Origin of the sequence: Butyrivibrio sp. MC2013 (genome assembly GCF_000424585.1) — a bacterium.
Taxonomy (GTDB): Bacteria; Bacillota; Clostridia; order Lachnospirales; family Lachnospiraceae; genus Butyrivibrio.
Genome location: NZ_AUKE01000001.1, coordinates 176638 through 201720, shown reverse-complemented (window position 1 = coordinate 201720; position 25083 = coordinate 176638). Strand labels below are relative to the sequence as shown.

General features: G+C 46.6%; 18 protein-coding genes. 17 read left to right on the top strand and 1 reads right to left on the bottom strand.

Annotated features, from left to right (window positions below; translation table 11 throughout):
• Positions 1-10: 10 nt before the first annotated feature.
• Positions 11-946 (bottom strand): carbamate kinase, encoded by a 936-nt coding sequence (arcC, locus tag G636_RS0100795; protein ID WP_026506460.1) that lies wholly within the window; start codon positions 944-946, stop codon positions 11-13.
• Positions 947-1137: 191 nt separating this feature from the next.
• On the opposite strand from arcC, the gene G636_RS19160 reads away from it, so the two are divergent.
• From G636_RS19160 to G636_RS0100710, 17 genes are all read left to right on the top strand, one after another.
• Positions 1138-3009 (top strand): hypothetical protein, encoded by a 1872-nt coding sequence (locus tag G636_RS19160; RefSeq protein WP_051226362.1) that lies wholly within the window; start codon positions 1138-1140, stop codon positions 3007-3009.
• Between the two features lie 40 nt (positions 3010-3049).
• On the top strand, positions 3050-4564 hold the full coding sequence (locus G636_RS0100785) for a phosphoglucomutase (protein ID WP_026506459.1): 1515 nt from the start codon (positions 3050-3052) through the stop codon (positions 4562-4564).
• Positions 4561-5418: a glycosyltransferase gene (locus G636_RS0100780; RefSeq protein ID WP_026506458.1), complete on the top strand. Its 858-nt coding sequence runs from the start codon at positions 4561-4563 to the stop codon at positions 5416-5418. Before G636_RS0100785 ends, G636_RS0100780 begins: the two co-directional genes overlap by 4 nt.
• The gene (locus G636_RS0100775; protein WP_026506457.1) at positions 5415-6749 is read left to right on the top strand and encodes a glycosyltransferase family 4 protein; all 1335 of its coding nucleotides are present in this window, start codon (positions 5415-5417) and stop codon (positions 6747-6749) included. The genes G636_RS0100780 and G636_RS0100775 overlap by 4 nt, the downstream gene beginning before the upstream one ends.
• A gap of 30 nt (positions 6750-6779) precedes the next feature.
• Positions 6780-7781: a glycosyltransferase family 2 protein gene (locus G636_RS0100770; RefSeq protein WP_026506456.1), complete on the top strand. Its 1002-nt coding sequence runs from the start codon at positions 6780-6782 to the stop codon at positions 7779-7781.
• An 87-nt stretch (positions 7782-7868) separates the two neighbouring features.
• Entirely contained in the window at positions 7869-9029 is a 1161-nt protein-coding gene (locus G636_RS16705) for a glycosyltransferase family 52 (RefSeq protein ID WP_035778363.1), read from the top strand.
• 13 nt (positions 9030-9042) lie between these two features.
• On the top strand, positions 9043-10113 hold the full coding sequence (locus G636_RS0100760; RefSeq protein WP_026506455.1) for a hypothetical protein: 1071 nt from the start codon (positions 9043-9045) through the stop codon (positions 10111-10113).
• A 587-nt stretch (positions 10114-10700) separates the two neighbouring features.
• Positions 10701-12056 (top strand): MBOAT family O-acyltransferase, encoded by a 1356-nt coding sequence (locus G636_RS16700; RefSeq protein WP_196802993.1) that lies wholly within the window; start codon positions 10701-10703, stop codon positions 12054-12056.
• A 155-nt stretch (positions 12057-12211) separates the two neighbouring features.
• Entirely contained in the window at positions 12212-13261 is a 1050-nt protein-coding gene (locus tag G636_RS0100750) for a glycosyltransferase family 2 protein (protein ID WP_026506453.1), read from the top strand.
• Positions 13258-15009 carry an ABC transporter ATP-binding protein gene (locus tag G636_RS0100745; protein WP_026506452.1) on the top strand — a complete coding sequence of 584 codons (1752 nt, stop codon included), beginning with the start codon at positions 13258-13260 and terminating at the stop codon, positions 15007-15009. The genes G636_RS0100750 and G636_RS0100745 overlap by 4 nt, the downstream gene beginning before the upstream one ends.
• Before the next feature lie 12 nt (positions 15010-15021).
• Positions 15022-16146 carry an acyltransferase gene (locus G636_RS0100740; RefSeq protein WP_026506451.1) on the top strand — a complete coding sequence of 375 codons (1125 nt, stop codon included), beginning with the start codon at positions 15022-15024 and terminating at the stop codon, positions 16144-16146.
• Positions 16147-16148: 2 nt separating this feature from the next.
• Positions 16149-17966, top strand: coding sequence for a hypothetical protein (locus tag G636_RS0100735; RefSeq protein WP_026506450.1), 1818 nt, complete (start codon positions 16149-16151; stop codon positions 17964-17966).
• Positions 17963-18421, top strand: a complete 459-nt coding sequence (locus G636_RS0100730; RefSeq protein ID WP_026506449.1) for a GtrA family protein — start codon at positions 17963-17965, stop codon at positions 18419-18421. The genes G636_RS0100735 and G636_RS0100730 overlap by 4 nt, the downstream gene beginning before the upstream one ends.
• Positions 18414-19559 carry a dTDP-4-amino-4,6-dideoxygalactose transaminase gene (gene rffA, locus G636_RS0100725; protein ID WP_026506448.1) on the top strand — a complete coding sequence of 382 codons (1146 nt, stop codon included), beginning with the start codon at positions 18414-18416 and terminating at the stop codon, positions 19557-19559. The genes G636_RS0100730 and rffA overlap by 8 nt, the downstream gene beginning before the upstream one ends.
• A 31-nt stretch (positions 19560-19590) precedes the next feature.
• Entirely contained in the window at positions 19591-21351 is a 1761-nt protein-coding gene (locus G636_RS0100720) for a hypothetical protein (RefSeq protein WP_026506447.1), read from the top strand.
• A gap of 152 nt (positions 21352-21503) precedes the next feature.
• A complete protein-coding gene (locus tag G636_RS0100715; RefSeq protein ID WP_026506446.1) occupies positions 21504-22478 on the top strand; it encodes a glycosyltransferase family 2 protein in 975 nt (324 codons plus the stop codon).
• The gene (locus tag G636_RS0100710) at positions 22459-25026 is read left to right on the top strand and encodes an O-antigen ligase family protein (protein WP_026506445.1); all 2568 of its coding nucleotides are present in this window, start codon (positions 22459-22461) and stop codon (positions 25024-25026) included. The genes G636_RS0100715 and G636_RS0100710 overlap by 20 nt, the downstream gene beginning before the upstream one ends.
• Positions 25027-25083 lie beyond the last annotated feature (57 nt).

Genomic DNA, 25083 nt, shown 5'->3' with positions numbered 1-25083 from the left:
CAGGATTTGATCATGCTATGATCAGAGTTCCGGCCTTGCCCTTTATGGCATCGCCTACACTTCCGATGGAGGTGATCAGTACAGAGCCTTCTTTGTTGGATTCCAGGAAGGTGATGGCTGCTTCTATCTTGGGCAGCATGTTGTCCTTTCCGAATTCATCATTGGCTATGAGGTCTCTGGCCTCTGCCAGAGTCATCTTTTCTATAGGAGTCTGGTCCTCTTTCTCAAAGTTTCTGTATACACAGGGTACACCTGTGAGTATGATCAGGCAGTCAGCATTAAGATCTGCTGCCAGCTTGCCGGCAATGGCGTCCTTTTCGATAACAGCAGAAGCTCCCTTATAGATATGCTCCTGTTCCAGAACGGGAATACCGCCGCCTCCGCAGGCAATGACCTCCTGACCTGCATCAGCCAGGCACTTTATGGCATCCAGCTCTACGATTCTTAAGGGTGCGGGCGCTGCTACGATCCTGAGATATCCCTTGCCGGGTACTTCCTTGACGAAGTTGCCCTTCTTGATCTCTGTATCTGCATCCTCTTTGGACATGTATCTGCCAATGGCCTTGGTGGGTGAATAAAATGCCTCGTCATAAGGATCTACAGTAACCTGGGTGAGGATGGTGGACACAGTCCTTGAAATGCCTCTCTTCTCCAGTTCACTGATCAGACAATTCTGGATATCGTAGCCTACATAGCCCTGGCTCATGGCGCTGCATACGCTCATAGGAGCGGGAGTGTAGTCTATGTAGATACGATGGAGCTCGGTCATAGCCTTGTGGATCATGCTGACCTGAGGTCCGTTGGAATGAGTGATGGTCAGCTGATAGCCGGCCTGTATGAGATCAGCAAGGGCGCGTGCAGAGTTTGTCGCTGCCGCCTTTTGCTTTTCTGTGGTATAACCCAGGGCGTCGTGGCCCAATGATACTACTGCTTTTTTATTTTCCATGGCTGTCCTTTCCTGAAACTCTGTAATGATATTATTATCAGTCATAGGCGCAGATAATGCAATAAATCCGTTTTGTTAGATTATTAACGATAAATGCTTTGACCGCAGACCCACATTGTAATAGAATGATTATGGTGTATTGTGATGATACATACATTTTGGGAAAAATTTTGAACAATGGAGGAAAATACGTGAATTTTGATCCTTATACCGGAGAACCTATAAATGCAGGTTCTGGTGATGCTACGCTAAAGACAAACGACCAGGCAGAGACATCTGCTCAGACTACAGAGCCCTCAGCTGCATCTGCAGAAAGCACTGATACTCAGGCCGCAGACATGGCAGCTCCTGCAGAGCAGGCAACTCAGGCTCAGAATAATGACCAGGCGCCTCAGGGTCAGGACATGCAGGCTCAGAATCCTGCTTATGGCCAGTATTACAACCAGGGCCAGCAGTACTCTCAGCCCCAGCAGGGCCAGTACTACAACCAGGGCCAGCAGTACTCTCAGCCTCAGCAGGGTCAGTACTACAACCAGGGCCAGCAGTACTCTCAGCCCCAGCAGGGCCAGTATTATAACCAGGGCCAGCAGTACTCTCAGCCTCAGCAGGGTCAGTACTACAATCAGGGCCAGCAGTACGGCCAGCCCCAGCAGGGCCAGTATTATAACCAGGGCCAGCAGTACGGCCAGCCCCAGCAGGGTCAGTACTATAACCAGGGCCAGTACACTTATCCCGGACAGATCCCCGGAGCAGCACCTGCAGGTCCTACAGGTCCCAAGAAGAAAAAGACAGGCCTTATTATAGGACTTGTAGCAGCGCTTCTTTTGATACTTGGATGCGGCGCAGCTGCAGCTGCCATGTTCCTTGGCGGCTCTGCAAATGACAAGGTCCTTAAGGCTGTTATGAACAGCATGCCCAAGGAAAAGGTCTTCGATGTTCCTACTTTCACAGAGGACGAAGGCTTTACCCTTGCATATGATTTTGATATGGATGTTGAAGGCACCAAGGTGGGCGGAGATCTTACTATCGCTCACAAGAAGAAGGAGTCTTCCATCACAGGTAATGTGGATTTCTCAGGCATCAACACCAACATGGCATTCTACATGAATGACAAGGAATTATTCCTGAATGTGCCTATCCTTTTTGACAAGACTCTCTCTTACAACTATGTGGATGAGAAGACAGGCTACCTGTCACAGATCCTGACCAGAGAAAGCGGCTTTGCACTTGAAGACCTTGATGTCATCTTAAAGACTGCCAATGATTATGACAGCCTTGTAAAGGAATTTGAGAAGGCCACCAAGGATGCATATAATGTCCTGAAGTTCGAGAAGGACGGAACAGGCGAATACGAGCTTATGGGCGCCAAGACGAGGTGCACTGCTTATAAGGCAGAGCTTGGCAAGGATGAGCTCAAAAATATCATCAAGGTATACAAGGATGCTTTAAACAAGCACCCTGAGATCGTGACTCTGGCTGAGAACCTGCTGGGAAGCTCACTTGATGAACTTGAAGAGGATCTGGATGAACTGACAGATGTTGATTCAATGTTTGTCACAGTATATGTATCAAAGAATAAGGCTGCAGCCATTGTTCTGGAAGCTCCCGAGCAGAACGAGAAGATCGAGATCCTCTTTGAAGGCAAAAAGAATCCCGGCGATGATGTGATCATCAAGTACGACGACAAGCTGCTCTACGAGACAGTAATAGAGGTAAATGGCGACGAGATCAAGCAGACAGTAAAGGGCGACAGCGGTGTAACATCTGTCATGACTCTTAACAAGAAGGACGGTGCATTTGATATCGAGATGCCTTCACTTGATATGGTAATGTCCGGCACATTACAGTCTGACAAGAATTCACTTGAGATGACTATCGACAAGATCTCTGCTGATGAGTTTGAGCTTGAAGGCAGCAAGATCAGCTATACTTTAACAAAGGGTGCCAAGATCGAAGCTATCAAGGCTGATGACAAGACTATCGATATAGGCAACGCTTCCGAGGAAGAATTTAATGATATTCTTTCCGGTATCATGACAAGCATTTTTTCAATAGGATACTAATAGGGCAATAACCAGCAGCGGGGAAAGAGGAGGACTATCAATGAGCTACAGTGCACTTCAGAACGGCAGTGACATCAGGGGAATCGCAATGGAGAATGATAAGGGCTATGCTGTCAATATGACAGAGAAAGCCTCAGAGGATCTGGCCAGGGCCTTTGTCAGAAGGCTTAAGGCCATAACGGGTGAGGAAAGCCCGAAAGTAGCTGTCGGCAGAGATTCAAGACTGAGCGGAGAAGCCCTCCTTAAAGCTGCTGTACGCGGAATTAAGGCAGAAGGGGCAGAGGCCATAGACTTTGAGCTGGCCTCCACTCCTGCCATGTTCATGGCAACGGTGCTTGAGAATTATACGGGAAGCATCATGATAACAGCCAGCCATCTTCCCTGGTTCCGTAACGGAATGAAGTTCTTTGACAGGGATGGAGGACTGGAAAAGGAAGATATCAAGGAACTGGTAGAAGCAGCTGATCAGATCGCTGCTAATGAGACTATGCCGGAGGGCATAGATGACAGCGCTGTCAAGGTTGACTTTATGGAGACCTATGCAGCATTCCTGCGCAAGAAGATAATCGACGGAGCAGGAAATGGTGACAGACCTCTTGAGGGCCGTCACATCATAGTGGATGCAGGAAACGGCGCAGGCGGATTCTATGTGACCAGAGTCCTGGAGCCTTTGGGAGCAAATACTGAAGGATCTCAGTTCCTAGAGCCTGACGGACATTTCCCCAACCACGTACCCAATCCTGAAGACAAGGAAGCCGCTGAATCAGCTCAGAAGGCTACATTCGACAGTGGTGCGGATCTGGGTATCATCTTTGATACAGACGTAGACAGGGCAGGAGCTATTCTTCCCAGTGGCAAGAAGCTGGTAAGAAATGAGCTGATCGCCATCATATCATCCATAGTACTCAGGGAGCATCCCGGTACTACCATAGTGACAGATTCCATCACCTCTGATGGACTTCATGAGTTTATTACTTCAAGAGGCGGACAGCATATCCGCTTCAAGAGAGGTTACAGAAATGTTATTGACGAATCTATCCGTCTCAACAATGCAGGCATAGATTCACAGCTGGCTATTGAAACCAGCGGACACGGTGCTCTTAAGGAGAATTTCTTCCTGGATGACGGAGCTTACCTTATGGTCAAGATCCTCATCGAGATGGGCAAGGGCGAAGATCTGGACAAGATGATCTCAGATCTGGATACTCCTGCAGAGAGCGTTGAGATCAGGTTCCCTGTTAAGACTGAACTCCTTGAAGGCAAGAGCCTGCAGGAGAATGGAGACAGGGTGCTGGATTTCTTTAAGGAAGCAGCAGATGAGATCGAAGGCTGGTTCCTGGAAGAGGAAAACTATGAGGGTGTAAGGTTCAATACCAATGTATCTCATGGCGGCGGCTGGCTCCTTCTTAGAAAGTCACTCCATGAGCCCATCATGCCTCTTAACATCGAGAGCAGCTTTGATGGTGGCTCCCTTCTTATGGCAAAGCAGCTCCTTCAGGTGCTGTCCAGAGAGGAGACACTTGATGTTACTCCCCTTGAAGAGTTTATAAGATGACAAAAAGAGAAGCTTTTTTTCAGATCATAATCGTAAGCTATAATGCCGGCGAGGAGCTTGCCGCCAGTATGAAGTCAGTCGCAGATCAGACCTTCGAAGACTGGCATGTCCTGATCAAGGACGGCGGCAGCACAGACGGCAGTCTTGATACAATAAGGCAGCTGTATGGCGAGGATGAGAGAGTGCAGATCGTGTCCGACAAGGACAGCGGCATCTACGATGCCATGAATGAAGCTCTGAACATACTGAGCCGGAGACAGGGCAAGGGGGATCAGGAGTCTCACGGGCCTTTTGTATATTTCCTGAATTGCGGTGATTATCTCTATGACAATGAGGTGCTCAGCAAGGTGCATGAGAGCATTACGGCCTGTGACAAGACAGGCAGGAGCATCTTCTACGGAGATATATTTGAGAGAGCTACAGGGCAGAGAGTAGCTTCAAGCCCTGTGATAAATGATTTTACTCTCTACAGGAATGTCCCCTGTCATCAGGCCTGCTTTTATGACCTGGCACTTATGCTGACTGAGCATTTTGACAGCTCCTTTAGCATCAGGGCGGATTATGAGCAGTTTCTCAGATGCATATATATGGACAAGGCAGATACTCACTTCATGCCTCTTGTGATCGCTTCCTATCAGGGAGGCGGCTTCTCCGAAAAGGGAGATGCAGCCGCTGTATCCGAAAGGGAGAGAAAAGAGATAGTGGGAAGATATATGCCTGCTTCCAAGGTCAGAAAATATGACCTTATCAGGATGCTGACACTGGCACCGCTACGTTCCAGACTTGCCAGAAATCCCATTAGCAGCGGTGCTTACAACCAGATCAAAAGCTTTATATATAAACACAGACAATGAAAGTATTATGGCTTTGTAATATATGTCTGCCGGTATACGCCAGACACGAGAATATCCCCTATTCCAACCGCGAGGGCTGGCTCTCAGGTTGTTATGGGCGCATAGAGAAAGAGAGAAAAGAAGGCACCTGCGATCTGATCCTGGGTGTCTGTTTTCCTTTATCAAAAGAATTAATTGGAGGCCAGCCCTATATCCGCAAGGATATAGACTCTGTGAGCTTCTATCCTTTTGAAGAGGACCTGGATAGTCCTGAGGAATACAAGCCGGAGCTGGAAGATGTGTTCAGACAGATCATTGATGATTTTCAGCCGGATATGATCCATGTCTTTGGTACTGAGTTTCCTCACAGCCTTGCTATGATCAGGGCATATGACAGGCCTGAGAGGACCCTTTTGGGACTTCAGGGACTCTGCCATATCATAGGCAGCAGGTATATGGCAGACCTTCCTCCTCAGGTGGTGAAGGACAGGACTATCAGAGATATCCTAAAGCATGATTCTCTCCTGCAGCAGCAGGAGAAATTCATAAAGCGCGGTGAAAATGAGATAGCAGCTATCAAGGCCAGCGGACATATCGCAGGAAGGACTGAGTTTGACAGGACTGCTGTAGCAGCCATTAATCCTGCCGCAGGCTATCACAATCTCAATGAGACTCTCCGGGATGAATTTTACACAGGAAGCTGGAGTGAAGATAAGGCTGATCCTCACAGTATCTTTGTATCCCAGGGAGATTATCCTATCAAGGGACTGCATTTCATATTGGAGGCTATGCCGGGGATACTGCGTAAATATCCTGATGCCCACCTGTATGTAGCAGGTAACAGCATTATAGGCAACCCTGACAGATCAAGGGTCACAGGCTCTGACTCCGGCGAGGGAAGGAGTATCTATCCTCTCTGGCTCCGTATACCTGCTTATGGCAAGTATCTGAGGAAGCTGATCAGAGAGGGCAGCCTTGAAGGACATGTAACAGCCCTTGGCAAGCTCTCTGCAGAGCAGATGAAGGAGCAATACCTCAAGGCTTCGGTCTTTGTCTGCCCCTCTTTTGTAGAGAATTCCCCTAACAGTGTGGGCGAAGCTATGCTGCTGGGCACACCCCTTGTGGCATCCAACGCCTGCGGTATTCCCAGCATGGTAGATGATGGCAGGGACGGCATACTCTATGATCCCACGGACATAAAGGGCCTGGAAACAGCCGTGAGCCAGATCTGGGAGGAAAAGGTGATCAGCAATATCTACAGCGATAATGCCAGAGAGCATGCTGCCAGAACACATGATCCCGACCTTAACTATTCCAGGCTGATGGAAATATATCATGCTATCAGCGGATAGGCTGCCAGTTCATTTAAGTGAGAATCTCTAATGGATAATATCAAGATCAGTATCATAATCCCCGTATATAATACGGAGAAATATATAAGACGATGCGTAGACTCTGTCAGAGCCCAGACATATCCCGGGGAGCTGACAGAGATTATTCTGGTGGATGATGGTTCTACAGATAACAGTCCTGCTATATTGGATGAGATCGCAGCATCAGACTCCCGTATCAAGGTGCTCCACAAGGAGAACGGCGGCTCTTCTGATGCCAGAAACAGAGGCATAGAGCTGGCTGGTGGAGATTATCTTGGTTTTGTGGACAGTGATGACTATGTCAGCCCCGATATGTACCTGCATCTGGCAGAGGCTGCTGCCAGGACCGGAGCTCCCATTGTCCAGACAGGAAGGACTGAGGTGGCTGAGGATGGCAGCGATATGCCTGATATTGTGGAGATACCGGCTGCTGAGACTGTGGTTGGAGCCAGGGATTTCCTATTTGAGCTTTTGATGCACAGGGGGGATTCCTCCTTTTGCACCAAGCTGGTGAGAAGAGACCTTTTCGATGAGATGCTTTTTCCTACCGGTATACTAAATGAAGACTTTTATCTTCTCTATCATATGCTTCCAAAGGCAGGGGAGATAGTATCTCTGCCTTGCAGAGACTACCACGTCTATTACAGGACAGGCTCCAATTCCAGAAAAGACGTTAAGGACAAGGATTATTTTCCCAGAGTCTTTACGGACATAGTGGTCAATTCTGATGATGTCAGGGCATATGCCTGCGGTATCTGGCCGGATCTGGACAAGGTATCAGTGAGGTTTTGCCTGGTACAGCGCCTGGATTATCTGCTCCATATCCCCATCTCCAGGATGAAGGCTGATAATGATTTCTACAGAAATGTGTGCAGATATGTAAGAGGACATGTTTGCGACAGTCTGACCAATCCCTATCTTACCGGCAGGCAAAGGCTATATCTGATGCTCTTTGCCACTAGCCCAAGAGCTATCAGGCGCATACATGCCAGGCTCAGGCACCTGGAATAAATATCCGCCTTGCTGATGGCAGCTGCATATAGCACAGTTGCCGCCGGCAGGAAACAGTAATTACCTTATAGGGAGGAGCGTGCACTAATGGCTGCTCAAAAGGACAGAATCTATATCTGCCATACTTTTTATCACGCATATGTAGCATATCTAAAGGAGCTGGCTTTCAGGCGTAACGGGAATGCCGGCGACTCTGCAGACCTTATGATCTCGCTTATGAGTAATGATTTTGGTGATTTTAAGGATCGTGCAGTAGAGAGCGGCATATGGGACAGAGTAATAGAATTTGATGAGAAGAAGCCGGGCTTTTATCCTGAGCTTGATAAGCTGAGCACTGACAAGGGTAATATCGCCAGCAACATGATCTCCAGGATCAGATATTGCAGGAAGCTGGGACAGCTGACAGGAGAGAGACTACCTGTGGATCTAAGGTTATATCGCAGCATATATGTCTTTTGCGATTCAGATCCAATAGGTTATTATCTGGACTATGCCCATATCCCTTATCATGCAGTGGAGGATGGGCTTAATTGTCTGGTGACCTTTGATGCTGCATATTATGACAACAGGGGACATTTTGGACTTAAGAGCTTCTTTTCCAAGAAGCTGGGTCTCATCCATATACAAAACGGCTATGGAAAGTACTGTCTGGATATGGAGGTCAATGATATATCAGTTCTTAAAAGAAGCTGCCCTTATTATGTGGAATTAAAAAGGAGCAGTCTCATAGATGCACTGTCTGTCTCTGAGAAAGAGATGATATTAAAGGCCTTTGTCAGAGAGGAAAAAGAGATCAGAAAGGCTCTTGCTACGTCGACGCCTTTGGATAATACAAAGCAGGATGATCAAGTGTTGAACACGGGAGAGGCCTCAGCTATAGGATCCGATAAAACATTGATCCTGACAGAGCCTCTTTGCGACCTTGAGACCAGAAAGAGACTTTTTGATGATATAGTAAGTCATTATAAGGCAAAGGGAACAGTATTTATCAAGCCTCATCCCAGGGATGAGCTGGATTATACAAAACTTTACCCCTTTGATATAGTATTTGATCCCATGATGCCCATGGAGATGCTGTCCTTCTTTGAGGGAGTGCATTTTGACAGAGTAGTCAGTGTATATACCAATCTGGATGGCATAAATTATGCTGATAAGAAGGTGCGCCTGGGCAACAGCTTTATGGACCGCTACGAGGATGCATCAGCTCATATCCAGAACAATATTGAAGAGGATGACCCTCTGGACTAAGAAAGGTTAATCAATGAACAAGATCAAGGCGGCTGCGTGGTCCTTTGCCATGACTGTGCTGGCACTGCTTCTTATTATCGCTCTGCTTGTGGTATATGTGGATCCCTTTTTCCATTACCATGAGCCTCTTGCCGGCTTTCCTTACTTTATAGACAATCAGCTCTCTCAGAACCCCGGAATGGCAGCCAGGATGAACTATGACAGCTGTATCATAGGCTCATCCATGACGGTAAACTTTAATACTAATGATTTTAGAGAGGAGCTGGGGCTTGATACCATCAAGCTCAGCTACAGCGGGGCCCTCCCAAGAGATGACAAGAATATACTGGCCATCGTCTTTGACAAGGACAGTCTGTCATATGGCAGAAATGGCATAAAGGCTGTGTTTATGGCTATGGATCCCATAGTCATGACTGCGGACACAGATGCTACCAAGTATCCCCTGCCTGAATATCTCTACGATGATAATTATATAAATGATATCAAATACCTATTTAATAAAGATGTACTCTTCAGGTATATATTAAAGCCCTTTGTACAAAAGCAGGGAAGCGACCTTGCCACCATCTATTACAGCTGGTGGACTCCTGAGTATTATGACGAGTCCTGGGTCATGCACAATTATCAGCCCGCAAAGGAGGCAGATGAAGAGACCCCGGAGGACGCCTATATAGAGCGTACTCTTGCTAATATGGAGACCAATATCCTGCCCTTTATCAGGGACAATCCGGATACCAGATTCTACATATTCCTGCCTGCATACAGTGTGCTGCACTGGTACGATGTGAGTAAGGAGCGGCACCTGGATGCCACCCTTGCCCAGGTGGCCTATATTGGTGAGATGCTCATGGAATATGACAATGTGGAGCTCTATGACTTCATGACCGATGAAGAGACAGTTACCAATATCAATAACTATGCAGATATCATCCACTTCAGACCCGAATACAACAGCTACATGGTCAGCTGCTTTGCCAGCGGGGAGAGGCGCCTTGAGAAGGGAGATATGGAGCGCGTCTGCAATGACATGCGCCAGATCATCTCCGGCTATGACTACCAGGCACTCTTTGAACGCAATCCTTGATAATGCGGATTGTGAATGAAGGCATATGTTCACTCGCTGTACTAGTACTATTGTGTGCCGCTGCAGTAATTATTTTCCACGTTCGCTGTACTCCAAATGGCGTTTTACTAAATTCTTCCGCAGCCTTCTTTTCAATGCGCCACACTCGAAAGAAACTCCCTTTCAAAAAGGAACTATAGTTCCCTTTTGAAAGGTTCAAACAGCTTTCTCGTGGGCGCTTTGAAGGCTGCGTATGAAGAATTAAGTAAAAACAGCCATTTGCAGTAAATGCTCACTTTGTAAAATAATTACTGCAGCGGCGCTCGGCAGGTGCTAAATGCGAGTGAACAGATGCGTGAAATTGTCCCTATGCCGGGTGCTATGGTAAGAAATATTGCCAGATATGTTGCTGGATCATGCCGCTGAATTACCTGGTTGAAGCATATCACCTGGGAATATAGCTTATCATAGCGCAGAAGCACGGCGATGATCGTCTAGTAGAATTGCAACATTATATCCTCATGATAAAGGGGGAGAGAATGGTTTTTAATTCATATATATTTATATTTGCATATTTGCCCCTGTTCATGGCAGGATTATATATCCTTATGAAAAGCACCAAGGACGAGGACAAGAGGAGGAGTGATCTTTCCTTCTACTTGATGGCAACATCCTTAGCTTTCTTTGCCTTTGCGGGGCTTAGGAGTTTTATAGTATTTCTTATATCGCTCCTTGTGAATCTGCTGATAGGCAGGCTCCTTGCATATCATAGAAGCAAAGTGCTTTTTATTTTTGGCGTAGTCCTTAATATCCTGGCTGTATATTTCTTTAGGCAGAGCAGTTTTTTTGCCCTGGCGGTGAGCTTTTATTCCTTTAGTCAGATATGGTTTCTAAAGGAAATATACAGCGGCAGGGTAAGCGCTTTTACGATTTCCGATTATTTGCTCTCCATGACCTATTTTCCCAAGCTCCTCCAGGGACCCATAGTCAGGTTCTCTGATATGAGAGACAGGCTTGAGAGCTCCGGAGTATTTAGGGGAAAGCCGGTATCGGGAGAAAGCTTCCTTAGGGCAGTATTTCTCTTTGTCATGGGCTTATCCAAGAAGGTGCTCCTGGCGGATATATATGCTGGGGGAGTGAGCTATGTATATGACAATGTGCCGGGGCTGTCTGCTTATAATGCCTTCCTTGGGGCTATCTTGTATTCGCTGCAGATATATTTTGACTTTAGCGCATACTGCGACATGGGACTTGCACTGGCTATGATGATGGGAGTAGAGCTTCCGATTAATTTTAACAAGCCTTATAAAGCCCGTAATATAGACGATTTCTGGAAGAGATGGCATATATCACTTACATCTTTTCTTACGGATAACGTATATATTCCTCTTGGCGGTAACAGGAAGGGCAGGATCAGGACCTATATCAATTTTCTCATTGTATTCTTTGTTTCGGGCCTCTGGCATGGAAGAGGGATAAACTTTATCATATGGGGTATGCTCCACGGCTTCTTATATGTGATCGTGAGAGCTATCAGGGAGATGAGAGGCACAAGGCCTGTAATGCCCCGTGTTCCAGCGGTCATTCTTACCTTCCTCTACGTGAGCCTGGCCTGGGTGTTCTTTAGGGCGGCAGACCCTGGAAATGCATTTGACCTGATAGGCGCCATTATAAGGAATCCATCCTTTGCACTTAGCAGGGATTTTTTGGAAGCCTTTATGATAGATGAGCTATGGTTTGTGATCAAGGTGACACCCCTGGCACATATGGCTGTAGGCAGCTACATCTGCCTCTATTTATTCCTCATAGCGGGGCTCTTTCTTGCCTTTTGCCGGAGAAATGCATATGATTATGCAAGGACAATGAAAATAAATGGAGCCAAAGGAGTTATCTTTGGGATTCTCTTTGTATGGTGCGTTATCAGATTTGGAGAAGTGAGCACCTATATATACAGCGGCTTCTAAACATGCAAGCGACACATCCTGTGTCGGAATTGCATAGAAGTGCATCCCTGCACTTCTAAACATGCAAGCGACACATCCTGTGTCGGAATTGCATAGAAGTGCATCCCTGCACTTCTAAACATGCAAGCGACACATCCTGTGTCGGGAGAAACAACATGCGATTAAGTGTGATAGTGCCTGTCTACAACATGGCTTTGGACGACAGGCTTAAATGGTGTTTGGACTCGCTGGTGGGTCAGACCCTGGATCCAAAAGAATATGAGATAATAGCAGTGGATGATGCATCAACTGATGATTCTGTGAAGATCATGGAGGAGTATGACAGGCTCTATGATCATTTTCACCTGATAAGGAGCCCTGAGAACAGACATCAGGGCGGAGCCAAGAATCTAGGCCTGAAAATGGCAAAGGGGGACTGGATAGGCTTTGTGGATGCCGACGACTGGATAGTGCCTGACTATTATGAGAGGCTGCTGACAAGGGCAGAGGAGACCGGGGCCGACATGGCAGGCTGTGATTATCAGCTGACGGACAAGCACTCCTGGGAGAAGGGAAGGCATGTCAGCGGCAACAGAGAAGATCAGGCGGGCCTCCTTGATGAAGCCAAATACAGGAGTCTGGTCCTGGATGCAGGGAGCCTGGTGGTCAAGATTTACAAAAGGCATATAATATTTGGTGAGGGGGGAGAAGGATCTGACATTTTCCCTGAGCATATATTCTATGAAGACAATGCTGTAGCCTGCACCTGGATGCTGAGAGCCAGGCGATTTGAGTATATAAGGGAGCCTCTGTATTATTATTATCAGCATGATGCATCCACAGTGCATACCCTTAGCCGCCGCAACTTGGAAGACAGGATGGAGGCAGGCCGTATCATGCTCCGGGAGGCCAGGGATAAGGGCTATTATGAGAAATACAAAAACGAGATCGATTATAAATTTATCCTTCTCTTTTATGTGAACACCCTTTTTTCCGCCATGCAGGCAGGAAAAGAGCTTAAGGGAGCATATGGCTTTGCAGGCAGGCTCCTTGATGAGATGAGGCAGATCCTTCCTGATTTTCAGGACAATCCCTATTACAGGGAGAGGATCCATCCCGAAGAGCAAAAGCTTATAAGGATGCAGATGAAGAGTAATCTGCTCTTTTACAGTTATTACAGAGCCCTCTATTTCTACAGAGGGATCAGAAAGAAGCTTGGTATATGAAAAAAATCTGGAAAGAACTAATGGTGCTTTTGAACAGAAAACAGAAGGGCCAGATGGTAGTGATAGTAATACTGATGCTTATAGGAGGTATCCTGGAATCAGTAGGTATAGCAATGATAGTGCCTGTCATGAAGACAGTAATGGATCCAAAAGCCGTAGAGAAATCCCGTTATTTGAAGATCATATATGACATTCTGGGACTTCAGAGCACGCAGCAGCTTGCAAGCGTCATGATAATCGCTATTATTATCACCTTTATCATCAAGAATGTTTTTCTCTTTTTTGTAAACAAGGTCCAGCTGAGATTTGTATTTACCAATCAGTTTGAGACCTCTCAAAGGATGATGATCAATTTTATTAACAGGCCCTATGAATATTATCTGGGGGCAGATACTGCTGTAGTACAGCGTATGATCACATCTGATGTTATCAATATGTATGGTCTGATCCTCAACATGCTGCAGCTGATCAGTGAGGGTATAGTATTTGCCTGTCTTATAGCCATGATGCTGTTTGAGAGCCCTGCGATGACCATTTTTATTGGAATTATATTATTTGCAACTCTCCTGATCATCAGATTGTTCATTAAGCCTGTTATGACAAAGGCAGGAGAAGAGAATCAGAACTATTATTCAGGTCTTTTTAAGTGGATCAGTCAGTCTGTAACAGGTATCAAGGAGATCAAGATAGGTGCAAGGGAAGGCTATTTTATAGATGAGTATTCGGCCTGTGGCAATGGTTATGTTAAGGCTGTACAGAGATACAATCTTTTTACCGCGACTCCCAGGCTCCTTATTGAGACGGTGGCTATCTGTAGCATGATGGGTTACTTTTTGCTGCTGATGATTGGCGGGATAGACCTGGAGAAACTGGTGCCTCAGCTCTCTGTCCTGGCCCTGTCTGCGGCAAGGCTGCTTCCCAGTGCCAACAGGATCAATAATTACCAGACTTCCATAGCTTATTTTGAACCCTTCCTGGATAATGTCATGAACAATCTTAGGGAAGAGGTACTGGATACAGCTGTAAAATATGATCCCCAGGCTTACAAGAGCGCTCTTGAAGCTCCCAAGATGCCTGTGACTGAGAAGATACAGATGGAGGATATTTGCTACAAATATCCCGATGCTGACAGGTATGTTCTTGATCATGCGGATATGGAGATACCTGTAGGCAAGTCTGTGGGCATCGTAGGAAGCTCCGGTGCAGGCAAGACCACTATAGTGGATGTGCTCCTGGGACTTCTTGATATAGAATCCGGAAGGATACTGGCAGACGGAACTGATGTCAGAGATAATTATAATGGCTGGCTGCGTAACATAGGCTATATTCCTCAGACTATATTCATGGTGGACAGCAGCATCAGAAAGAATGTAGCTTTTGGCATCAAGGATGAAGACATAGACGAAGAGAAGGTGTGGCAGGCTCTTAAGGAAGCCCAGCTGGATGACTTTGTAAGGTCCCTTCCCGAAGGCCTGGATACAGGCATAGGTGAAAGGGGTATCAGACTCTCCGGTGGTCAGCGCCAGAGGATAGGTATAGCAAGGGCCCTCTATCAGGATCCTGAAGTCCTGGTGCTGGATGAAGCGACCTCAGCCCTTGATGGCGAGACAGAGAAGGCTATCATGGATTCCATCAACAGGCTCCATGGCAGAAAGACACTGATCATCATCGCCCACCGCCTGCAGACAATCGAGAAATGTGACATGGTATACCGCATAGAAGAGGGCAAGGCCCTCCGTGAAAGGTAAGAAGGAGCAGCAATGCGCAAAAGAGAAGCCTCTTATGAACTGCTAAGGATAATTGCTATAGTGATGGTACTGGTTCTCCACTATCTGAATCATTCAGGGAGCCTTTTGGTATCAGGACAGGAGCCTGTATCCAAGCAGGTCCTTGGTCAGTTTATAGAGTCCTTTTGCATAGTAGCCGTTGACGTATGGATATTGATCAGCGGTTATTTCCTCTCCAGGTCAGGCTTTAAGCTCAGCAGGATATTGCAGCTCCTGGCCGAGGTCTATTTCTATACACTGGGTATCACTCTTGTTATGAATATGGTCAATTCTGTCTCTACTTCAAGACCTGATTATATCTACAAGACTACCCAGTTCTTCTTTCCCATAAGCTCTGAGCATTATTCCTTTGCAACCGCATATCTCATGCTCTATGTCATAGCTCCGGTACTTAACAGGGGCGTGGAATATCTGAGGAGAAAGCAGCTAAGGGCAGTGATACTGGGCCTCCTTTTATGGATGTGCTTTATCAAGAGCGTGATCCCTGTTAACTTTGCGACGGACAGGATGGGCTATGACCTTGACTGGTATATAGTCCTCTACCTTACTGCTGCATATATCAGAAAATATGATGTAAAGCTCCTGGGAACTGCCGGAAAGTGTCTTGCCCTCTTTGCAGGCTCAGGTCTTATGAATTTTCTTATATCCTTTGGTTTTCACAGAATCAACCTTATGACCGGCAGGTTTAACTATTATGCAAGGGTTCCTTATCATTACAATTTCATTTTCTGTTTTACAGGAGCGCTGGGCCTGTTCTCCCTCTTTAGATATATCACTCTAAGGGAAGGTCTATTGGCAAAATTTGCAAGGGCTTTTGCTCCCTTTAGCTTTGGCATATATCTGCTCCATGAGCATCTGGAGATACGAGGCAGATGGCTTTCCTGGATGGAGGGGATATTTGGCAGAGTGCCTGATTCTGCACCGGGCATGCTCCTGCATCTTATCCTTTGTGTTATCGTACTTTTCTTTAGCTGCTGCTTTGTGGATTTTGTAAGAGCAGTGATATTTAAGTTTGTAAGCAGTCGTTACGGCAATAGCAGGCCCTTTAGATTCGTGAAGAGACTTGAAGGCGACCTTTGGGATGGGAGTGAAGACTGAACTTGAAGAATAAGCTGGATAAGATCCTGGCAGATCTTAAAAAATTTCAAACACCCATAGAGGATTATGTCTTTGAATTGCTGCTTCTTGTATGGCCTGTTGCCATGATCAGGCAGGGGCTGGATATCAAGGACAGTACTTATAACCTTGGCAATTATCTCTTTATTGATATGATGGACAAGAGATGGGGCCTTTCTATCTTTTTGCCCAGTCGACTGGGACATTTGCTGAGTCTTTTGCCCGGAGGAGCTACAGTACTGGGGATGAAGATATATACCTGCTTTATCATCAGTATCATAGCTCTTATAGTATATTTTGGCCTTAGAAATATCATGCCCGGGTGGATGATATTTGCAGGAGCATGGCTGGCTGAGTGCCTTTGCTGGTGCCCTTGTGTGATCCTCTATAATTACCTGACCTACCTGGCCATGACTCTGGGGCTGATCCTTCTCATTCATGCCATCATGAGCCTTGAAGGCAGGGGCAGGAATATCAGGCTGTTGGCAGCAGGGCTGGTGTTTGGCCTTGGGGTAGCTGTAAGACTTCCTAATCTTACCCATAGCGCCTTTATACTGATACTCTGGTTTGCAGCGCTGCTTCAGGGCAGGGAATTTCGCAGTCTGATCAGAGAGACCTTTTTGTGTATTGGAGGATATCTCCTGGGCATCCTCTTACCTCTTATATATGGTCTGTTAATATATGGACCCTCTGCTTATGTCGATATGTTCTCCTGGCTGTCTGAGATATCCAGGGAACCCGGTTCCAGCCATGGCATAGCTTCTTCGCTTATGTCCACTCTCGAAGCATATCTGACCACGGCCACGCATATGCTGATCCTCATTCCCTGCATCATTGCGGGTATCCTGATGATAATGCTCTTTAGGGGAGGCAGGGACCACAGAGCAGTGCTTTATGCCAAGGTAGCTTACGGAGCAGGCATAGTAGTCCTTATCAGATATTACTTCTCAAGGGGTGTGTTTACTTTTAATTATCACTATTATGACTCCTTCTTCCAGGCAGCTATGATGATCATCATCTTTAGCATATTCCTGGATATCATTGATCTGATATCGGCGGCAGCTGATATCATGGGCAGAGGCAGGGTACTCCTTCCCGGAACAGATATAGAGAGGATAATGGCACTTACGTCTCTCCTGGTGATAATTATTACTCCCCTTGGAAGCGATAACTATACTTTTCCTCTTATAAACAATCTCTTTATAGTGATGCCGGTGACCCTGACCCAGATCAGGAGGCTGCTCAGGAGAGTATCCGCAGACAGCAGCAGAGAACCCCTGCATTACCCCTGGAAGGCTGTGCTCTTGTCATTGCTTTTGGTACTCTATGTCCAGGCAGGACTATTTAAACTGGGCTTTGCTTTTGGTGATGGAGACGACGGTGCTGTGCGAAATGCGACCAGCAGTATCATACCTGCAGCTAAAGGCATGGTATCAAGCAGGGCCAGGATAGACGAGCTTGATAGCCTCTACAGCTTTTTGGAGAGCGAGGACCTTCTTGATCATAAGCTTTTGCAGTTTGGAGATGCCCCCGGCCTGTCCTTTCTCTTTGGGATGGAGCCTGCCATAGAGACTACATGGCCCACCCTTAGCTCCAATTCCGTGGAATTCTTTGATAGGCAACTATTGGAGGCAGAGGGGGATATAGTGATCATCACCAGGCGTGATCTGGGAGAAGTGGTGCCCGGAGAAGATGCGCTGGGACGCAAGATCGGCTCCATGTTGGACTATATCGACGATAAGGGATATAATATAGTCTTTGGAACTGATAATTTGGATGTTTATGTAAGGAGCGGGAATTGAAGAAGTTGCTGGATCAGATAGCCAAGTTTGGCATAGTGGGCGTTGTCTGCTTTTTTATAGATTTTGGATTATATAATCTTTTTAATATCATATTCAGGGCTTTGGGACTGCCGGAGCAGATGTATCTGGTGTCCGGTGTCATAGGCTTTGGCGTATCCATGGTATGCAATTACCTTTTGAGCATGAAGTATGTCTTTGTCAGAAGGGATGATATCAGCAGGAGACGCGAGTTTATCACCTTTTTTGTACTTAGCGTCATAGGTATGGGTATCAATGAGCTGGTGCTCTACCTGGGCGTTGATGTGATATATGAGAACTGGGCGCTCTTAAAGCGCTTCATGAGCAGGAGTTTTGCGGAAGTATTCTTTAAGCTGGCTGCTACAGGCATCGTTATGGTTTATAACTTTATTTCCAGGAAGCTGACGCTGGAAAAGAAGGAGGCAGACAATGAATGATAATTTTATCCCTTTTAATATACCGCCTTATACAGGCAAAGAAATGGACTATATCCGCCAGTGCGTAGAGAATCAGAAGATCTGCGGAGACGGAGACTTTACAGCCAGGGATAATGAGTGGATAGAGAAGAAGACAGGCGTTACTAAGGCACTTCTTACCACCTCCTGCACCCATGCCACAGAGATGGCAGCGCTGCTTGCAGGGATCAAAGAAGGCGATGAGGTCATCATGCCTTCCTACACATTTGTATCTACTGCAAATGCCTTTGTGCTGCGAGGCGCTACTGTAGTATTTGTTGACATCAGGCCTGATACCATGAATATAGATGAGACCAAGATCGAGGCTGCTATCACACCAAAGACCAGGGCTATCGTACCTGTGCACTACGCAGGTGTGGCCTGCGAGATGGACACCATCATGGATATAGCAAAGCGCCATAATCTCCTTGTCATTGAGGATGCAGCACAGGGTGTTATGGCTTCCTATAAGGGCAAGGCCCTGGGCTCTATCGGAGACTTTGGTAACTATTCCTTCCATGAGACCAAGAACTACAGCATGGGAGAAGGCGGAGCACTGCTCCTGAGAGATGAGACCTATGTGGATGAAGCTATCATCATCCGCGAGAAGGGTACTAACAGGACACTTTACAAGCTGGGTAAGGTGGATAAGTATTCCTGGATATTACCCGGTTCATCCTTCCTGCCCAGTGATATGAATGCTGCATACCTTTATGCCCAGCTTCAGGTGGCAGATGAGATCAATAATACGAGGCTTGACCACTGGAACAGATATTATGAGGGCCTTAGGGATATGGCCGAGAAGGGGCTTATTGAGCTGCCAGTGATCCCCGAAGGCTGTGAGCACAATGCTCATATGTTCTATATCAAGTGCAAGGATCTGGAAGAGAGATCACAGCTCATAAGCTTTATGAAGAGCAATTGCATCCTGCCTGCATCTCATTATGTACCTCTTCATTCTTCCAAGGCAGGACTGAAATATACACGCTTTAACGGCGAGGATGTATATACCACCAAAGAAGCTGACAGACTCCTTCGTCTGCCTATGTATTACAGGCTTCGCAACATTGATATTGATGATGTTATCCAGAAGGTAAAAGACTTCTACAAATTCAGTTAATCTATAAGAACAGCTCAGAATGAGGATCGCTATGGAAAGAAAGGCCTTGGGGAAGATATTACGGGACGCTGTGCCCGCGGCATTTGTCGCGGGTATGATAGTCCTTTTGGCTTTCCGATGGGATTTCTACTATGACCTGAATGATGATGTGCTGATAAAGGACATCCTGAGCGGTATATATACAGGCGTTCCTGCCGCACATAATATACAGATGCTGTATCCGGTAAGCTTACTCCTTAGCCTTTTATGCAGGTTCTTTGGTGGCTCCGGCGTATACGGCATCTTTTTGTGTCTTATGCAGTTTGGCGCTTTGTGGCTGATCCTGAGGGAGGGCAGCAGGCGCATAGACAATAAGACCTTAAGAGCACAGTTTACATTATTTGTCATGTTTTTTGCTTTTGGTGTTCTGGCTTCTCACCTTGTCTTTATCCAGTATACCTTTACCGTATCTATGATGGCGGGGGCTGCAGCTGTTCTCCTTATCCTGGCTGATAATATTGGGAGCGGGATGAAGATAGGCGCCTGGATCATCTGCCTGATCATATGGATAGCCTTTGGTATCAGATCAGAGATGCTGCTGCTTATGATGCCCCTTATGGGAGTAGCCTTTTTTATCAGGCTCCTTTTGGATAAAGGGAGACTGCGGGCCTATATCATATGGGCTATTGTACTCTTTGCCGGAATGGGGCTCATATACGGCGCTGACAAGCTGGCCTATTCAGGTGCGGAGTGGTCGGAGTTCAGAGAGCTGTTTGATGCCAGGACCAAGCTGTATGATTATGAATTTATCCCTAGCTATGAAGGTAATGAAGATTTCTATGAGAGCATAGGGCTGGACGCAAGTGAGGTAGAGCTCTTTCATAATTATGATTATGGCCTGGACGATGAGATAGATGCAGATGTGATGCGGGCTGTGGCTGATCATGCTCAGCTCCTTAAGGCCAAAAGGCCCTTTAAAGAGAGACTTGCTGCTGCGGTAAAAGAGTATATCTACCGTCTCTACAGCGTATCCCCCAGGCAGAGTCATGAGTATCCTCAGACAGATGCTCCGTGGAATATACTGGTGATGGTCCTCTATCTGGGGCTGATAGTGATATCATCCCCGCATATAAGAGGACTGTTGATAAGTCTATGCCTCTTTGGGGTGAGGAGCGCACTCTGGTTATATATACTCTACGGAGAGAGAGCTCCTGTGAGAGTGGTACACGGTCTCTTCTTTATGGAGCTGTGCATACTTATGGCGGTTATCATCCGCGAAGTCTCCAATGCGCATTCAGAGCTTATGGTAATCAGTATCAGGGCTTTTAGCCTTGTGACTGCCCTCGCCACGCTTATATCAGTCATTGCCATTAGAGGTGAGGCAGGCCTGATTGACAGAGATATCAGTGATAGGAAGGATATGAGTGCAGCATATGATGAGCTTTGGGATTATATAGATTCAGATACGGACCATTTCTACTGGCTGGATGTATATACATCTGTTGCCTGGCAGGGGATACCTTATTCGGAGAAAATATTTGGATATAGGGATAATGGGATTAGTCGCCATGACCTGCCCGGAGGCTGGGCCTTTGGAAGCCCTGTTCAAAGACAGAAGCTGGAAAACCTCTCTGTCAAGTCTCCTATGGAGAGTCTGACAGATGGGACAGCCCTTCTTGTAATGAAGAAGGACGGTTCGACTGATTGGCTACTCTCGTATTATAATAGCAAGGGGGTAGAGGTGCAGGCCCATAAGGAGGCGCTTGTAGGAGATTCTTTTGTAATATATAAAATAGAACTGCGTCAGCAGTGATTTTATAACGAGCAAAAAGCGAAGCGTTTGCGAGTTTAACGAGATATCTGCTACTCAATAAATAATACAGGATTAACGGCCCGTTGGCCGCAAAGGTGCTATATGCGTCTTAGGACCGCATAGGCAGCAGAAAGGATATTATGTCCCATAATATGAATTCAGGGAAGCTGATCAGCTTTGTGATACCCTGTTACAGATCTGAGCAGACTATTGGAACTGTAATAGATGAAATAGAAGAACTGATGAAAGAGCACACGGATCATGATCATGAGCTGATTCTGGTCAATGACTGCTCTCCTGATGGCACCTGGGAGAAGATCATGGAGATATGCTCGAAGGTCAGCTGCGCCTCCGGCATTAACCTTGCCAGGAATTTTGGCCAGCACGGAGCTTTGATGGCGGGTCTGTCAAAGGCATCCGGAGATATTGTGGTATGCCTTGATGATGACGGGCAGACACCTGCCATGCAGGCCTTTAGGCTGATAGATGCTGTGGAGCAAGGTGCAGATGCAGCTTATGCCAGATATGAGCACAAGAGGCATTCTCTTTTCCGTAATATGGGTACAGCCATGAACGAATGGATGGCCAAGGTAATGATAGGCAAGCCTGCGGACCTTTATGTTTCCAGTTATTTTGCAGTAAAGAGATTTGTAGTAGACGAGATGGTCAAATATACCGGCTCCTATCCTTATGTGGTAGGCCTGGTACTTAGAACCACCAGCAATATAGTCAACGTGGATATAGATCACAGGGCAAGGACAGTGGGCAGCAGCGGCTATACCTTTAAAAAGCTCCTGATGCTGTGGCTCAACGGCTTTACCGCTTTTAGCATACTGCCCCTGAGAGTAGCTACCCTGTCCGGAGGGATATTTGCTTTTGCAGGATTCCTCTATGGAATATATACCATTATCAAGAAGCTGATATTCGGCAACAGGCTGGATATACTGCCCCTTGGCTTTTCCGCTATCATGTCGGTCATGGTCTTCATGGGAGGAATGCTGATGCTGATGGTAGGTCTGGCAGGAGAATATATTGGAAGATCCTATATCTCATTAAATAAGGATCCCCAGTATGTGATAAGAGAAACAATTGATGCGGGGAGCGCTGATGAACAGGCAGATAAGTAAAGCAAAGGCTATATCCATAGCCATTATGATAATAGCTATAGGGATCATTCTCTCTATATGGCCCCTTAGAGTATGGACCCGCGGCGCAGAGGACCTGTCGGGAGGCAGTCCAAACGGTATCACTGAAGTGGTAGATTCTACTCATGATGCTATACAGGACATAGTAGCAAGGTATGACAGGATAGAGTCCATAGATGTATATGTAAACAGCCTGGAGCGTGGCAGATATATGTATTACACCTTCTGGGATGTGGACAACTGGAAGGTCATGTATGATGATGTCATCGATCTGGGCGAAGAAGGGCTTCCCGGATACGTGAAGCTCCCTCTGGGACTGGATCTGGAGGTAGGCGGCAATTACCGTCTCCTCATGACAGTGTGGAATGCAGGCTATACTCTGGGGACAGTGGATATACCGGGAGATGCGGCTAATCCTTCTTTCGGGACCTTTTATTATCAGGATACAACTGTAGAGAGCTCAAAGCTCATGTGCACGGTTAATTATGAGCTGCCTATATCAAAGAGCCTTAGCCTTGTCATCATGGCAGTGGTAGCGGCCCTTGCAATAGGAGCTATCCTTCTTTTGAAGGCAGCCGGCGATAAGCTGGGCTATATCAGTGTGCAAAAGAGCCTTATTACAGGACTCCTTCCTGTGAGCACCGTGATATATCTGCTACTTGCAGTCATGGTATTTCCCATGAAGCTCTTTGACAGCAGGATCAGTGATATAGTCTTCTATGAGCTGGGACTTGTTATCACCTATCTCTATATCCTCTATGGACTTCTTCATAAGAGGGAGGGGGAGAGCGGATCTTTAGAGCTATCCTTTGGCAGCAGTATCTATGATAATCTGACTGCTTACGGCAGGATGATCGCCATAGCTTTTGCGATGAGTTATGCCTGCGAATATATGAACGGGCTTTATAACATCTTTCATACCATCTCAGAGAGGCAGATGGTACTATGCCTCCTTATAGCACTGGTCCTGGGACTTGAGAAGAAGGCGCTTGTAAATATCTACAATCCTTTGATAGTTCTGGCAGCAGGTTTTGCAGGCTACAGATATTATCAAAAGGGAGCTATGGGCATTGAGGAAAAGGAATATGACCTTAATAACCTGGCCCTGAAGCTTATAATAGCCATAGCAGTAGTAGGCCTTATCCTGGCTATAGGTCTTATCAGGAGTCTGGCCGAACTGATCATCAAAAAGAAATATAAAAAGCTGCCTTCCTTTACTATCACAGGTATCGCCATGATCCTGACCTTTGCACTTATGATAGTATTCAGGAACGGCAGGAGCTGGGGCATTACTCTTACAGTACTGGCGGCCCTTTTTGCTATATCCTATGCCCTTGGATATGCCGGGAATGATGATAATACCGGTCGCAGGGACGACTATATCAGGATAGTGACAGGTGCTATGGTCCTTCAGATGCTCATGGCTATCATATGGACTCTGCTTCGCAGATACTATGTGGGCTTTGTATCAGGACGCTTTGGCATGCTCTTCCATACGGTGACTGTCACTGCAGAATACCTGACTGTGATGCAGGCAGTTTCTGCAGCACTTCTTATAGCCAGATTTGCCGCATGCAGCAAAAAGAAGGGGCTAGGCTCTGCACTTTCAGCTTCCTGGAAGGAGCTGGGACTCTTTGGATTTATCAGCGCTTATATGATATTTACAGTGTCCAGAACCGGCTTTTTGGCTGTGGGTATGACCATTATAGTGATGCTCCTTGTTGCAGCCTTTGCATATAGGAGAAACGTGCTCATAGCTGCTATCTCTATGGTAATTGCAGCAGCTCTTGCTTTTCCCGCAGCCTTTACCCTGCAGAGAATGATCCCTGTCATGGTGGGCAGACCTGTATTCTATGAGATAGATGATGCCACCCCCCAGACCAGGGGAAGCGGTGACTGGGATGATACCGAATACATATCAATAGAGCGTTTTGGTACCCTCTTTACAGAGAAGATCCTGGGCAGGGACGGAGCGGATTATGATTATCCCGAGGATCCCATGAACTATGACGATGAGGGCAATAAGCTATATGATGAGGATGGCTTTCCGCTGAGCCTATTGGATATCAGGAGCCTTACGGACCTATGGACTATCAGGGCCTATGCTGAGGATCTTGACGAGGATGGCGGTGAAGAAAGTGATGGTGACGGCGATTATACCAATGGCAGGACTACCATCTGGAGAGCCTATATAGACAGGCTGTCCATGACAGGATCAGCAGAAACGGGCATTACACTGGAGGATGGCGAGCCGGTGATACATGCTCATAATGTATATCTGCAGTTTGCCAATGACCATGGTATCATTGCAGGGCTATTATTTGCTATTATGATATTCTGCCTGGGACTGAGATCTATAGTATACTGTTTCAGGAACAACAAGAGCCTGACAGGACTTGTGGCTCTTGGCATAGTATGCGGCTTTGCAGTGGCGGGACTTACTGAGTGGAACTTCCAGCTCTGTAATCCCATGACCGTAGCACTGATACTGGTCATGCCTGTATTGATATTCACAGATAGAAAGGTATGATAGTCAGGTCATAAAAGGATATATGTTCGGACAAGGCCCGAAATAATAAAGAGGAGT